This window comes from Bacillus cereus group sp. MS39, assembly GCF_040448665.1.
Classification (GTDB): Bacteria; Bacillota; Bacilli; order Bacillales; family Bacillaceae_G; genus Bacillus_A; species Bacillus_A wiedmannii.
Genome location: NZ_CP123058.1, coordinates 3,820,453 through 3,834,091, shown reverse-complemented (window position 1 = coordinate 3,834,091; position 13,639 = coordinate 3,820,453). Strand labels below are relative to the sequence as shown.

The following is a 13,639-nucleotide window of genomic DNA, read 5'->3' as shown; positions in this document are numbered from 1 at the left end:
TGTTTTATTATACGTTGTCTAAAAGAAAAAAGGTAGTTAAGGATAGGAATCTATTGACGAGAGAGTGTGTATTGCGTAGAATATATTCTTGTTGCTTAAAAAACGAATAACGTGGTTCGAAACCATCCCACGTAAAAAAACTAAGGAGATTTTGTCATGAATATAAGAACATTAGTCGGTAATGGTATTTTAGCGGCATTATATATTGCTGTTTCTATGCTTATTCAGCCATTTGGCTTTACGAGTGTACAGTTTCGTATTTCAGAGATGTTTAATCATCTTGTTGTATTTAATAAAAAAGCAATTTACGGAATTGTATTAGGTGTATTTTTAACAAATCTCTTTTTCTCACCTATGATCGCTTACGATTTAGTATTTGGAGTAGGGCAATCTATACTTGCATTAGTTGCAACGATTATTTCTATGCGATTTATTAAAGGTGTTTGGGCTCGTATGATTTTTAATACAGTTATTTTTACAATTACAATGTTTATGATTGCAATTGAGCTTCATCTTGCATTTGATTTACCATTTATGTTGACTTGGTTAACATGTGCCATCGGTGAATTTGTTGTCATGGCAATTGGTATGCCTGTAATGTACTGGATTAATAAACGAGTACAATTTGAAAGATTTATGCAATAGATGAAAGAGCTATTCCTATAGGGATAGCTCTTTTTGTATGTAATCATATTGAATATAATGCTGTGACTCTTGATACAATATAATAAAATAAAGTGAGGCTTTCATTAGCTGACTACATATAAGAAGTCTTATATAAGGGGAATCTAGTATGAAATATAAAATTCATTGGTTGTATAAAACAAAGAGCGGATTGCAGACGGAATTAACGACAGATTATATGAACATAGAAGATGTATTGCAATTTGCAGAGGATTTCGAGAAAACAGGAAGAGTGAAAGAACTATCATTTTATGATGAAATGGATGCAGAATGGTCATTAAAGGAAATGAAAAAGCTGAGTAAACAAGTGGAGGAAGAGCTCCAAGAAATACTCGTTTATTTTGATGGCGGTTATGATGTACAGACGAAAGAAGCTGGAGTAGGTATATGTGTATACTATAAAAAAGGAAATACAAAATACCGAATTCGCCGTAATGCATATATAGAAGGTATATATGATAATAATGAAGCGGAATATGCATCATTACTATATGGCATGAATATACTCGAGGAATTTGGAATTAAGTATGAAGCAGTTACACTTCGCGGCGATTCTCAAGTTGTACTGCAGCAATTGGCTGGAGAATGGCCTTGTTATGATGAGCATTTAAATCATTACTTAGATCAAATTGAACAAAAAGCGAAGCAAATGAAATTAAAACTTGTATGTGAGCCGATATCTAGAAAACAAAATAAAGAAGCGCATCAATTAGCTACGCAAGCATTAGAAGGAACAGTCATTGATAGTCATAAAGAAATAACCGAATAGAGAGGTGCAAAGGTGGATAAAAAGCAACTCATTACAGAGGTAAATGACTTATTAGAAACGTATTGTGAAGGATGTTTCTTGCGAGAACATAATCGAAAGACAAATAGTAAGTATTACGCTCATTCATTTTGTATACGACAATGTACAGTTGGAGAAACATTGAAAAAGTATGGGGAACAGTTATCATAAAAAACATCCAGAGAAAATTCTCTGGATGTTTTTTAGTGTCTTGCTTCATTTAATTGATGCTCGCATTTACTTAATTTCTTTTCCTCATTCATTAAAAATGGTTCATCTAAATCTGTCGCAACAGATTTCATAATTTCAAGCTGAGAGCGAGCGGCTTCTACAGCAGTAGTCGCATGCTCTAATGTATCTGGATCCATTGAAATTGTCGCTGACCCTACCATTTTTTGTGCTGTTTCTACACGGAATTTCACTTCTTCAAAATCATTTACTTCTGATCCCATTATTACTTCCTCCTTTGTATATTGCGCATTTCACATAGTTTTTGCTCTGTAAAACGGAAATATACAAAGGAATAACAAAGGAGGTTACCAAGTAAGGTAACCTCCTGTTATATGTTGGATTAAAGTTTTACTACGTTAGCAGCTTGAGGTCCGCGGTTTCCTTCAGTGATATCGAAAGATACTTCTTGACCTTCTTCTAAAGCTTTGTAGCCGTCACCTTGAATAGCAGAGAAATGTACGAATACATCGTCAGCGCCTTCCATTTCGATAAATCCAAAACCTTTTTCGTTGTTAAACCATTTTACTTTTCCTTGCATGTTACAATTCCTCCTAAAAACATTTGCTTTTTTCATTTAGTGAAATTCATTTGAAAGATAATATAAACTAAAAATGCTATAATCTTGAATATTCTGCTAAATGATTAATTTAAATATACACGAATTGGTAGAAATTAGTCAAGTAAGCGATTTTATTTTTTTGTATTTTTAAATAATTTTTCAGCCGAATTTTTAAATAGGTATAGGACAGGCCGAGTATGTAATATTCTTAATTGAATGCTATACATAATGAGGTGAAAGAATGAATGAGTCTTATTTATTAGATAATGAAGGAATGAGAACGAGAACTGACATACCAAATTGGGTTGCAAAAGAATTTCAAAATTTTTCGAGTGTCGTGCTAGAACCAACTTTCCCATGTTATTTCGGCTTAACAGCTTTGAAAAAGAATGAACTTCGTTATTCGTTTCTCTCTCATAATGATTGGAGTCATTTGCCACATACAATGTTATCTTTTTTAGAGTTAATGAAAGAGCGCCCAATTGTAAGAAGAGGATTCTTTCTTTTTGTGGAACCGGAATGTGAGGAACAATCACTGGAATATTATCGTGATTACTTTTGGAAAGTACTACAATATTTACATGAAAACGATGACCAAACATGGCCGAAGCAAATTCCTGAAGACCCAGACCATTACTTATGGGAATTTTCATTTGGTGGTGAACCGATATTCGCATTTGGAAATGCGTCAGCTTATAAACAACGAAAAACTAGGCATTTAGGAAATTCTCTCGTTATTGGATTTCAACCGCGTACCATCTTTGATGGATTAGAAGGGGATCGCCCTAAAGGAGCATATTCAAGACAAACGGTCCGAGATCGAGTTGAAAAGTGGGATCAGCTGCCGAAACACCCTAACATTAGTCATTATGGTGATCCAGATCATCGCGAATGGAAACAATACTTCATAGGAGACGATGTAGAGCCGATAAAAGGAAAATGTCCTTTTCTTCATAAGTTAGAAAAGTAAGAGCCATCATCCAGATGGCTCTTTTGCATATTTTGGATAAAAAAGGGTATTTTAGTAGTAAATATTTTGATGAAAGCTAGTCTATTTTTAATCATTACATCATTACTTAATAGTAAAGGAAGTAGAAAGGATAGAGCGATGTTTGGAGCGATTATACAACAAATTGTATTAGGTATTTCATTAGCTGCGCCAGTAGGTCCGATTAATATTGAAATGTTAAAACGAGGAATTGAACGAGGTTTTTGGCATGCATGGGTTGTTGGAATTGGTGGAATGACTGCAGATATTTTGTTTATGCTTCTCATTTATTTCGGTTTATCTTCTGTGTTTATGTATACATATGTACAAGCTTTTATGTATTGCACAGGGTTTTTCTTATTATTTTATTTAGGATTTCAAAGTGTAAAACAAGGAATTTCCCACTCGAATATGGAATATAAAAAGGAAGAGGTAGGTGGCCTTAAACAATCGTTTATGGCAGGTTTTTTAATTGCGATATCCAATCCATTAAATCTTGTTTTTTGGTTTGGTATATACGGAAGTACACTTAGCTCATTGCTTACGAAGGTAACGAAACAAGAAGCCTTTTTATACAGTCTTTGTATTATTGTTGGCATTATTTTATGGAATTTAAATATTGCTTTTTCTGTCCATTTTGGCAGAACTTTATTAAAGCAAAAAGCACTTGGCTATATAACAGCCGGAGCCGGTATTATTTTAGTAGGATATTCTATCCATTTTGCATACAAAGCTTTACAGTTGTTCACATAAGATTGAAGGGGAGATTTTTATGTATCGAACCACTATTGACGGAAAAGAAATTATTATTACGTTAGCACCCAAAATCCGAAAAGAAATTACTGATAGGAATCCACTATATGAAGCGGTATTTCATAATGCAGCAAGATTACTGCAAACAAAGCAACCAACGTTTGCAGTGAATCATGAAATATTTGGGCTCATTATTGGAGAGGTACAAAGAGGAGAAGTAACAGTGTTTGCGGTGGAACATATTATTCCAAAGCAAAATATATTTGGATCGAACAATTTTTTCTCGACAATAGAGCAGCAGGCAAATTTGTAAAGTGAATAGAATAAAATAAAAAATAAAAGAAATAGTCGTAACGATATGTTGCGGCTGTTTTTTTGGAAAAGGGGGAAGGAAGATGAAGAGAGTGGGGAAAGAGTTCTTTTTACAACATGATATCGTTATTATGTATAGTATTTTATTTATTTTCATCATTATTTTAAAAATGCAATTTTTCACATGGATCGGTATGTTCGCGTGTTTGTTTGGGATTGTTTTTATACGCTTAACGAATATATGACACATCGGTTTTTATTCCATTTAAAGCCACCTAAAAACGTATTTTTATTAAAAATGTTAAGAAGATTACATTATGATCATCATGTATATCCAGATGATTTAAAACTATTGTTTTTGCCTGTATGGTTTAGTATACCTAGCTTTACTATATATTTATTTATAGCATATGGTATAACAAAAAGTGCTACTATTACACTTTCATTCGGAATTGGAATGATTATCATGCTTCTCGTTTATGAATGGAAACATTATATTGCACATAAGCCGATTCGTCCGTTCACTAAGTTTGGAAGATGGCTAAAAAAACAGCACATATTACACCATTATAAAAATGAAAAGTTTTGGTTTGGTGTTTCAAATCCAGTATTCGATTTCATATTTGGAACGCTTAAAGATGGGAAAGACGTTGAATTAAGCGAAACAGCTCGTAATTTAGAAAAAGAGAAAAAGACAGAAGTAGTGCGATAAGCACTACTTTTTTATTCTGTTTTAATAGGCATCAAATCTTGACTGGTATGAGATTGAAGTACGTAAATTTTATGTTGAAAAAGTATATTAAAAACTTAGGAGAAATTGCCGAAAAATGTCTATCGAAAAATCTTTGCAGGAATGTATGGATTGTCTAAAATGGAAATAAGTTTCTGAATATTTATAAAATTTAGTCTTTAGGTATACAAGGGGGAATTGTATTTTCAGTAAGAGAGGGGAATGGGAATGAAAAGAGATGATACGTCAGCACGTAAGTTACAAAATGAAGTGAATTATACAGAGGTTGTTCAGTCAGAAGAATTTCAATTGCTATTAAATACGAAAAAGAAGTTTATCGTTCCGATGAGTATTTTCTTTTTAAGCTTCTTTATTGCATTACCTATTTTAACATCGTATTCAAAGGTGCTCAATACACCAGCATTTGGGGATGTTACGTGGGCATGGGTGTTTGCATTTGCGCAATTTATAATGACGTGGTCATTATGTATGATTTATAGCAAAAAAGCAGAATCCTTTGATGAAATCTCGCAAAAAATTCTACAAGATATGCAAAAAGGGAGGGGCTGACTTTGAATATAACCGCTTTTGCATTATTTTTAATCATCGTTCTTGGTACACTCGTCATAACTTATTTTGCGTCGAAGAAAACGAAAAATGCGAGTGAGTTTTATACAGCTGGAGGAGGATTAACTGGTTGGCAAAATGGTCTAGCCATTGCGGGAGATTACATGTCTGCTGCGTCATTTCTTGGTATAGCCGGAGCGATCGCATTAACTGGATTTGATGGATTCTTTTATAGTATCGGCTTTTTAGTTGCTTATTTAGTTGTTCTATACCTTGTTGCAGAACCGCTTAGAAATTTAGGGAAGTACACGTTAGCGGATATGATTGCGGCACGTTTTGATGCGAAAAAAGTTCGCGGCGTTGCAGCGCTTAATACGATGACGATTTCAATTTTTTATATGATTGCACAATTAGTTGGGGCTGGTGCACTTATTAAATTATTATTAGGGATCGAATATACGACATCCGTTTTAATCGTTGGTACATTAATGACAGTGTACGTTATTTTTGGCGGAATGACTGCGACGAGCTGGGTACAAATTGTTAAGGCTGTATTACTTATGGCAGGTACATTTATTATTTCTGTTATCGTTTTCTCAAAATTTAATTTTAGTGTGACTGAAATGTTCGCTCAAATGAAAACAGCTACGCCATTAAAAGATTCATTTTTAAATCCAGGGGTAAAGTATAAGGATGGTCTTGATACACTGTCTTTAAATTTAGGACTAGTTCTTGGTACTGCCGGATTACCACATATTCTTGTTCGCTTTTTTACAGTACGTGATGCAAAAACGGCACGGCAATCTGTTGTGTACGCTACGTGGTTAATTGGCGCATTTTATATTATGACAATCTTCTTAGGATTTGGGGCAGCAGCATTTGTAGGAAATGAGGCAATTATGAAAGCAAACCCTGCTGGTAATATGGCAGCGCCTTTATTAGCTAAAGCGTTAGGTGGAGATTTCTTATTTGCTTTCGTATCAGCAATTGCCTTTGCAACTATTTTAGCTGTAGTGGCAGGCCTTGTATTAACAGCAGCATCAGCATTTGCACATGATTTTTATAATGAAATTATTCGCAAGGGGAAATCAACGGAAAAAGAGCAAGTGTCAATGGCTCGCTATGCGTCTATTGGGGTAGCGGTATTATCCATTATACTAGCGTTATTTGCTCAAACATTGAACGTAGCATTTTTAGTTTCATTAGCATTTGCAGTTGCAGCGAGTGCAAATCTACCAGTTATATTATTCACAATATATTGGAAGCGCTTCAATACAACAGGTGCTATTTCGGGTATGGTCGTTGGTCTTGTATCAGCAATTGTTCTCGTAGCATTAAGTCCAAATGTTTGGAACCCTGTAGCTGGAAAAGCTATATTTGTTGGGGAAGCGATTTTCCCATATACGACACCTGGAATTATTTCAATTCCGCTTGGATTCCTTGCAGCATATTTAGGAACCGTGTTATCGAGTAAGAAAGAAGATGCTGCGAAATTTGATGAGATTCTTGTAAAATCTAATACAGGTCATGGTGTTAGTGATGCGTCGTCACATTAAAAAGAGAAGGGCTTTTCGATATATAAGAAAAGCTCTTTTTTTCTTGTAAATATTACGGTATTGTAAGTAGGATTTTGTCTTAATTTTGTGGAATGAAAATAAGCAGGGAGAAAATTAAATCATCATGGCACCAGCACAGCTTTTGTGAAAAATAAGTTGTTATGGAAGGTGGAAGAAATGATGAAAACGAAACAGACTGATGAATTATTAGCAAAAGATGAGCAATATGTTTGGCACGGAATGCGTCCCTTTAGTCCAAATAGTACAATGGTAGGGGCAAAAGCAGAAGGGTGCTGGGTTGAAGATATACAAGGAAAACGATATTTAGATGGTATGAGTGGTCTTTGGTGTGTGAATAGTGGATATGGCAGAAAAGAGCTCGCAGAGGCGGCTTATAAGCAATTACAAACATTATCATACTTTCCGATGTCACAATCGCATGAACCGGCTATAAAGCTTGCTGAAAAATTAAATGAGTGGCTTGGAGGAGAGTATGTTATTTTCTTCTCTAATAGTGGTTCGGAAGCGAACGAAACGGCTTTTAAAATAGCAAGGCAATACTATGCTCAAAAAGGTGAACCGCATCGTTATAAATTTATGTCGCGTTACCGCGGGTATCATGGAAATACAATGGCAACGATGGCAGCGACGGGACAAGCACAGCGTAGATATCAATATGAGCCATTTGCTTCAGGATTTTTACATGTAACGCCGCCAGATTGTTATCGTATGCCTGGAATAGAAAGAGAGAACATTTATGATGTAGAATGTGTAAAAGAAGTAGATCGCGTTATGACATGGGAATTAAGTGAAACGATTGCAGCTTTTATTATGGAACCAATTATTACGGGCGGAGGCATTTTAATGCCGCCACAAGACTATATGAAAGCTATTCATGAAACGTGTCAAAAACACGGTGCACTTCTCATTAGCGATGAAGTGATTTGCGGTTTCGGACGTACAGGAAAAGCATTTGGATTTATGAATTATGACGTTCAGCCAGATATTATTACGATGGCAAAAGGGATTACGAGTGCATATTTACCGTTATCAGCGACAGCTGTGAAAAAAGAAATATATGAAGCATTTAAAGGGAAGGGAGAATATGAATTCTTCCGTCATATTAATACATTTGGTGGAAATCCAGCGGCTTGTGCATTAGCACTTAAAAACTTAGAGATTATGGAAAATGAAAATTTAATTGAGCGATCTGCACAAATGGGTTCGTTTTTATTAGAGCAATTAAAAGAAGAAATTGGAGAACATCCACTTGTTGGGAATATTAGAGGGAAAGGTTTACTAGTTGGAATCGAACTAGTAAATGATAAAGAGACGAAAGAGCCAATTGATAACGACAAAATTGCAAGTGTTGTAAATGCTTGTAAAGAAAAAGGTTTAATTATTGGACGAAACGGCATGACAACAGCAGGATATAATAACGTCTTAACATTAGCACCACCGCTTGTTATTTCAAGTGAAGAAATTGCTTTTGTTGTTGGAACGTTGAAGACAGCGATGGAACGCATTTAATGAATGAAGCGAGCTGTATATTACAGCTCGCTTTTGTTTAGTAGGAGGTTTTTTTTATGAAGAAATATGAGCCTAGTCAACATTATCACATCGGGTATTATGAAGATGGATACGATTTAGAAGTGACGGCGTACAAAAGAATAAATGAGCCAGTTTGGGATGCTTATATTCCGCACTATGAGGCAGACGACTTTTATAAAAAAGTGGAGGAAATGAAACTAGGTGAATATATAGATGAATACGGCATTATGGTGTATTCATTTAGTAATGATATTGATGATGACGAAGCGCGAATTATTTTTGAAAACTGGTTAAAAAAGAATGGAATTGTTTAAAGATAAAATGAAAAAAGAGATTACTATCTTATAAGATAGTAATCTCTTTTTATTGTAGAAAGCTTATTTACTTGCTTTCACTGCTTTATCTTTTGCACCAAAAGTGTATTTTAACATTGGTGGTGTAATCATTGTAGTTAAAATAACGACAATAACGATAGCTGTAAAGTAATCTTGTGCTAATAGACCTGAAGAAAGTCCTGTTCCTGCGATGATAAGTGCAACTTCACCACGAGAAACCATTCCAGCACCGATAATGGCAGAAGACTTAGCGTCAAATCCAGTCATACGTGCACCCAATCCACAACCGATTAATTTCGTTAATACAGCGATTACTGTTAATGCTAGGATGAACCAAATTTGATTACCAATACCGTCAAATGTAATATTCATACCGATACTTACGAAGAACACTGGAACGAACATAGCGTAAGCGATTGGTTCTACTTTCTTTTCTACTTCATGCTTGTAGTTCGTTTGAGAAATAGCGATACCAGCTGCGAAAGCACCGATAATACCAGCAATTCCTAATAATTCGCCGAAATATGCGAATGAGAAACAGATGATAAGAGCCGCACTGACGATAGACTCAGATACGCGCAGTGGTGATAACCAGCGCATGATTGCAGGAACACCTTTCCATCCGATTAAAATAATAGAAGCGAAGAATACAACTTTCTTCAAGATAACCATTGTTAAGTTAACATCGTCTGTACCTAAGAAGCTCATTGCAAATGCTAATAAAATAACAACAAGAATGTCATCAAATACAGCCGCGCCCAGCATAGTTGTACTTTCACGTGTTTTCATCTTTCCTAAATCACGAAGCGTTTGTACGGAAATACTAACACTTGTCGCACATAGAAGTAATCCTAAAAATACAGCATTTCCTTGTTCCATTCCCATAACAAGACCAGAAACGTAACCACCTACGAATGGAAGAAGGATACCTCCAAGTGCAACTGCTAAAGAAGAATTACGATTTGCGTTTAATTCCTCTAAGTCTGTTTCAAGACCAGCCATAAACATTAAAAGAATAACACCGACATTACTTAATTGTGTTAGAAGCTCTGAATTTTCAATCCAACCTAATATAGCTGGACCGATAACGATACCGACAATTAATTTACCTAGTACAGAAGGTTGACCTAGTCTAACACTAAGATCACCAGCAAGCTTTGTACTTAATAAAATAAGTGCAATTTGAAAGAAAAATTCGAAATCCATCGGATCCTCTCCTCATCATTTTTATTTTTATCATACGATTTCTCGGAATTTGCCTAATGAAAATATGTAAAAACCATTAAACAAAGGGTCTGATTACAAGTTCTTTTGAACTCGTAATTTGAACCTGTAATTAATATATAATAAAATGTATGAAAAATCAATGAAAAAATAGCAGATTTTCATGATAGGATTCGATTTAGGTATGGAGGGAATCACTATATAATAAGAAGAAATAAGGATACATTTTTTATGAATTGGAGAAGGGTATATGTTATTAAATAAACGTTTTACAATTGGAGAAATGGCAAAAATGCAAAATATAGCGGAATCTACTTTACGCTATTATGATGAAAAGGGGATTTTTCATCCGTCCATTGTGGACCCGAAAACAAATTATCGCTATTATACAATCGATCAATTTTCACTATTAGATACGATTAAATTTTTACGCCAATTAAATATTCCATTAAAGGAAATTAAGAAATATATTGATGAAAGAAATCCAGCATACGCACTCAATTTACTGGAAAAACAACAAGAAATGATGTTGAAAAAACAAAGAGAAATTGAGTATGCTTTGGCGAAAATGGAACATAGAATTCATTTAATTAAGGAAGCAACAAAAGCAAAAGCTGAACAAATGGTAATTAAAGAGATCCCGCAGCGAAACATTACAGCAATTGCGGTTGCCCCGAATACGACGGATGATATGTTTGAGTACTATATTCATTCGTTGCAAAAAAATATGAAGCAAATGGATGATAGCTTATTTTCTGGAGATATCGGTGTAACGGTGGCAAAAAAAGGATTAATGCAAAATGAGTTTCAAGCATATAGCAGTGTTTTTATTCTTTTGGATTACATGCCTTTTCAAATACATAGTTCAGATGAAATTAAAGAAGGCATATTTGCCTGTGTATATCACCATGGCCCATATGAAGAAACGGATGAAACATATAAGAAGTTAATGAAATATATTGATCAAGAAGGGTACGAAGTAAGTGGAGATGCGATTGAGATTGCATTAATTGATTGGTCTGTCACAGACAATCCAGAGGAACAAGTAACAGAAATTCAAATTCCTATAATGAAAAAATAAAGCAATAAGATATAGGACCCGTATCATTACAAATTGGCATCAAACACAATAATTCAGTTACCTATTTTTTAATTCTCTATTGACCTTCAAGTAACTTAAAGGTTTAAACTATGAACAGAGCATTGAAAAAGGAGCATTTATATGATGGAAACAACAGAAAAGTTAAGAGAAAAACCGATAAAAAGTTTATTTATTTCATATTTAATACCAGCTGTTCTTGGAATGGTATTAATGTCAGTTAATATTGTGATTGATGCGGTTATGATTAGTCGGGGAGTTGGAGCAAATGGATTAGCGGGAGTAAACGTGGCTATTCCAGCCTTTTCAATTTTCTTCTCTATTTCATTATGGATTGGAATGGGCGGGGCAACGTTATACTCCATTGCACTAGGTGAAAATAAAGTAGAAAGAGCAAGGTCTATTTTTACGCAATCCATGACGGTAGCAGTAATTATCGTAGGTGTTTTAGCTGCGATTTGTTTATGGAGAATAGAAGATTTAGCATACTTATTCGGTGCAAACGAAGTGATTTTACCGTATGCGTTAGACTATTTACACGTATTATTAATGTTTGGAATGATATACGTGTTAGAAAATATTTTAAGTACATTTATACGAAATGATGGAAATCCTAATTTAGCAATGGCAGGTCTAGTTGTAACGGCTGTATTAAATATAGTGTTTGACTATATCTTTATATTCATCTTTGGATGGGGCGTAACAGGTGCTGCTTCAGCGACTATTCTTTCGGCAGCGATTGGTTTCCTTGTATTATTATCTCATTTCTTTAGGAAAAGTAGTATTTTAAAATGGACGAAATTCCATTTTGAGTGGGATACAGTTAAACAAATTATGATAATCGGTTTCCCGAGCTTTACAGCAGAAAGTACAGTAGCGATTGTAACGATTGGTTTTAATATTGCATTCGTTCAATATGCAGGAGAAGTTGGAGTCGCTTCTTATGCGATGGTGAATAGTATTCATGCGATGACATTACTACTATTCTTCGGTGTTGGAGCAGCATTACAACCGATCGCTAGTTTCCATTACGGCGCAAATTTATCAGAGAGATTGCGCGAAGGATTAAAGTTCGCTGTAAAAATTGCGGTAGTACTCGGTGGTATTGCAATAATTGTCGGATTATTCTTCGGGAAATATATTATTGGTCTATTTGATGTCCAATCTCCAGAGTTATTGGAGTTAACATTAACGGGTATTAGCTTGTTCTTTATCCAATATGTATTTTTAGGCTATAACATTGTGTATGGAGAGTACTTCCAATCCGTGCGACAAACGACAAAATCAGTACTTATTATAATGAGCCGAGGGTTATTATTTATTATTCCATTATTATGGATTATGCCAAAATTATTTGGGATAAATGGAATTTGGCTCGTTATGCCAGTAGCTGAAGTATTGACAGCGATTATTGTATTTACGATGAATCGTATGAAACATCCTGTTCCATTAAATATGGCGGGAGAGAAAGAAGCGATATAATGAAGAAAATCCCCTTGAGTAAGTAAGGGGATTTTTTACTCTTTTAAACTAATCGCAAAAGATCCATCTGTTTCTTGAACAGACGCGAAAGCAACGCTTTTAATATTAGTGATGCCCTTTTCTTTTAATTCTTTATATAACCACTTTTCGTCCTTATGAATTAACTTTAAGTTATCGTATTGAATTTGCGAATCAACGATAAGGGCAATTGGTAATCCAGCATACGTAACATCTATGTTCAAATCTTTTGGAGTTAATGGTACAAGTTCACGCTTTGGTAAAATGCTAATGGCTCCGTTCGCTTCTAAAATAGCATATTCAATTTCGTGAACACTTGGATATCCTGCGACGCGAAGGTTAGACAGTAGTTCAGCGATTGGATATCTACTTTTTTGTAAGTTTTCAAAAATAATATCACCATGTTTAATTAAAATGATAGGGTGCCCGAGAATAAAACGATTTAGTTTGTTTAGTAAGCTTAATTTTGTAAGAAGCAAATGCAAACATGTAATAACGACCATACCGAGAAAAGCTTGCAAAGCACCAGAGACAGGTATGGCCTGAAAAGCTAAATAAGATAAAAAGATAATAGCACCAAAATCATGAGGAGTTAGTTGTGCCAAAGCAGATTTACCGAGCATCTTAAGTGAAAGTAAAAATAAGATGAAAAAGAATGATACGTTACATAAAAAGAGAAGCAATAAGGACACTCCTTCGTACAAAGTTGTACTTACTGTTCCCGAAAGGAATATAAATATTACTTTCCAGAGGATAAATTAGG

16 protein-coding genes, 1 pseudogene and 1 riboswitch are annotated in these 13,639 nt (G+C 34.7%); of the genes and pseudogenes, 13 read left to right on the top strand and 4 right to left on the bottom strand.

The window, feature by feature from the left end; translation table 11 throughout:
* Nucleotides 1-105: 105 nt before the first annotated feature.
* Nucleotides 106-150, top strand: a riboswitch (PreQ1 riboswitch).
* A 6-nt stretch (nt 151-156) separates the two neighbouring features.
* From QEP67_RS19880 to QEP67_RS19870, 3 genes are all read left to right on the top strand, one after another.
* A complete protein-coding gene (locus QEP67_RS19880; protein ID WP_001026482.1) occupies nt 157-645 on the top strand; it encodes a QueT transporter family protein in 489 nt (162 codons plus the stop codon).
* Nucleotides 646-793: 148 nt separating this feature from the next.
* Nucleotides 794-1,453: a ribonuclease H family protein gene (locus QEP67_RS19875; RefSeq protein WP_048566807.1), complete on the top strand. Its 660-nt coding sequence runs from the start codon at nt 794-796 to the stop codon at nt 1,451-1,453.
* Between the two features lie 12 nt (nt 1,454-1,465).
* Entirely contained in the window at nt 1,466-1,642 is a 177-nt protein-coding gene (locus tag QEP67_RS19870; protein WP_000358801.1) for a zinc-finger domain-containing protein, read from the top strand.
* A gap of 32 nt (nt 1,643-1,674) precedes the next feature.
* Here QEP67_RS19870 and QEP67_RS19865 read toward each other — a convergent pair whose 3' ends face one another.
* Both QEP67_RS19865 and cspB read right to left on the bottom strand, forming a co-directional pair.
* Nucleotides 1,675-1,923, bottom strand: coding sequence for a DUF2564 family protein (locus QEP67_RS19865; RefSeq protein ID WP_000534395.1), 249 nt, complete (start codon nt 1,921-1,923; stop codon nt 1,675-1,677).
* Nucleotides 1,924-2,042: 119 nt separating this feature from the next.
* Entirely contained in the window at nt 2,043-2,240 is a 198-nt protein-coding gene (gene cspB / locus QEP67_RS19860) for a cold shock-like protein CspB (protein ID WP_001161731.1), read from the bottom strand.
* A 262-nt stretch (nt 2,241-2,502) separates the two neighbouring features.
* Between cspB and QEP67_RS19855 the strand changes: the two genes are divergently transcribed.
* The 8 genes and pseudogenes from QEP67_RS19855 (at nt 2,503) to QEP67_RS19820 (ending at nt 9,032) form a co-directional block, all read left to right on the top strand.
* A complete protein-coding gene (locus QEP67_RS19855) occupies nt 2,503-3,231 on the top strand; it encodes a YqcI/YcgG family protein (RefSeq protein ID WP_353706384.1) in 729 nt (242 codons plus the stop codon).
* A gap of 138 nt (nt 3,232-3,369) precedes the next feature.
* The gene (locus QEP67_RS19850; RefSeq protein ID WP_000466560.1) at nt 3,370-4,002 is read left to right on the top strand and encodes a LysE family transporter; all 633 of its coding nucleotides are present in this window, start codon (nt 3,370-3,372) and stop codon (nt 4,000-4,002) included.
* A gap of 19 nt (nt 4,003-4,021) precedes the next feature.
* On the top strand, nt 4,022-4,315 hold the full coding sequence (locus QEP67_RS19845; protein ID WP_000286363.1) for a hypothetical protein: 294 nt from the start codon (nt 4,022-4,024) through the stop codon (nt 4,313-4,315).
* Nucleotides 4,316-4,397: 82 nt separating this feature from the next.
* Nucleotides 4,398-5,026 (top strand): annotated as a pseudogene (locus tag QEP67_RS19840) (sterol desaturase family protein).
* A gap of 246 nt (nt 5,027-5,272) precedes the next feature.
* On the top strand, nt 5,273-5,614 hold the full coding sequence (locus QEP67_RS19835; RefSeq protein ID WP_000817375.1) for a DUF485 domain-containing protein: 342 nt from the start codon (nt 5,273-5,275) through the stop codon (nt 5,612-5,614).
* Nucleotides 5,615-5,616: 2 nt separating this feature from the next.
* Nucleotides 5,617-7,167: a sodium/solute symporter gene (locus QEP67_RS19830; protein ID WP_001027730.1), complete on the top strand. Its 1,551-nt coding sequence runs from the start codon at nt 5,617-5,619 to the stop codon at nt 7,165-7,167.
* 180 nt (nt 7,168-7,347) lie between these two features.
* Complete coding sequence (locus QEP67_RS19825; RefSeq protein ID WP_074651093.1) at nt 7,348-8,697, top strand: aspartate aminotransferase family protein; 1,350 nt, start codon at nt 7,348-7,350, stop codon at nt 8,695-8,697.
* Nucleotides 8,698-8,753: 56 nt separating this feature from the next.
* Nucleotides 8,754-9,032, top strand: a complete 279-nt coding sequence (locus QEP67_RS19820) for a DUF3986 family protein (RefSeq protein WP_048566811.1) — start codon at nt 8,754-8,756, stop codon at nt 9,030-9,032.
* A 63-nt stretch (nt 9,033-9,095) separates the two neighbouring features.
* On the opposite strand, the gene QEP67_RS19815 is transcribed toward QEP67_RS19820, so the two are convergent.
* Nucleotides 9,096-10,259 (bottom strand): cation:proton antiporter, encoded by a 1,164-nt coding sequence (locus QEP67_RS19815; RefSeq protein ID WP_000344996.1) that lies wholly within the window; start codon nt 10,257-10,259, stop codon nt 9,096-9,098.
* Nucleotides 10,260-10,527: 268 nt separating this feature from the next.
* Between QEP67_RS19815 and QEP67_RS19810 the strand changes: the two genes are divergently transcribed.
* Both QEP67_RS19810 and QEP67_RS19805 read left to right on the top strand, forming a co-directional pair.
* Nucleotides 10,528-11,358 (top strand): MerR family transcriptional regulator, encoded by an 831-nt coding sequence (locus tag QEP67_RS19810; RefSeq protein ID WP_048566812.1) that lies wholly within the window; start codon nt 10,528-10,530, stop codon nt 11,356-11,358.
* A gap of 144 nt (nt 11,359-11,502) precedes the next feature.
* Nucleotides 11,503-12,858: an MATE family efflux transporter gene (locus QEP67_RS19805; RefSeq protein WP_048566923.1), complete on the top strand. Its 1,356-nt coding sequence runs from the start codon at nt 11,503-11,505 to the stop codon at nt 12,856-12,858.
* Between the two features lie 35 nt (nt 12,859-12,893).
* Here the strand turns inward: QEP67_RS19805 and QEP67_RS19800 are convergent, their stop codons facing one another.
* Nucleotides 12,894-13,559, bottom strand: coding sequence for a DUF421 domain-containing protein (locus QEP67_RS19800; RefSeq protein WP_000923941.1), 666 nt, complete (start codon nt 13,557-13,559; stop codon nt 12,894-12,896).
* Between the last annotated feature and the right edge of the window lie 80 nt (nt 13,560-13,639).

Bases quoted from the DNA above. Each gene is read 5' to 3' on its own strand.
- QEP67_RS19805 (WP_048566923.1), top strand. From the start codon at position 11,503: ATGGAAACAACAGAAAAGTTAAGAGAAAAACCGATAAAAAGTTTATTT.
- QEP67_RS19865 (WP_000534395.1), bottom strand. From the start codon at position 1,923: ATGGGATCAGAAGTAAATGATTTTGAAGAAGTGAAATTCCGTGTAGAA.
- cspB (WP_001161731.1), bottom strand. From the start codon at position 2,240: ATGCAAGGAAAAGTAAAATGGTTTAACAACGAAAAAGGTTTTGGATTT.
- QEP67_RS19845 (WP_000286363.1), top strand. From the start codon at position 4,022: ATGTATCGAACCACTATTGACGGAAAAGAAATTATTATTACGTTAGCA.
- QEP67_RS19835 (WP_000817375.1), top strand. From the start codon at position 5,273: ATGAAAAGAGATGATACGTCAGCACGTAAGTTACAAAATGAAGTGAAT.
- QEP67_RS19820 (WP_048566811.1), top strand. From the start codon at position 8,754: ATGAAGAAATATGAGCCTAGTCAACATTATCACATCGGGTATTATGAA.
- QEP67_RS19825 (WP_074651093.1), top strand. From the start codon at position 7,348: ATGAAAACGAAACAGACTGATGAATTATTAGCAAAAGATGAGCAATAT.
- QEP67_RS19875 (WP_048566807.1), top strand. From the start codon at position 794: ATGAAATATAAAATTCATTGGTTGTATAAAACAAAGAGCGGATTGCAG.
- QEP67_RS19855 (WP_353706384.1), top strand. From the start codon at position 2,503: ATGAATGAGTCTTATTTATTAGATAATGAAGGAATGAGAACGAGAACT.
- QEP67_RS19815 (WP_000344996.1), bottom strand. From the start codon at position 10,259: ATGGATTTCGAATTTTTCTTTCAAATTGCACTTATTTTATTAAGTACA.
- QEP67_RS19810 (WP_048566812.1), top strand. From the start codon at position 10,528: ATGTTATTAAATAAACGTTTTACAATTGGAGAAATGGCAAAAATGCAA.
- QEP67_RS19880 (WP_001026482.1), top strand. From the start codon at position 157: ATGAATATAAGAACATTAGTCGGTAATGGTATTTTAGCGGCATTATAT.
- QEP67_RS19850 (WP_000466560.1), top strand. From the start codon at position 3,370: ATGTTTGGAGCGATTATACAACAAATTGTATTAGGTATTTCATTAGCT.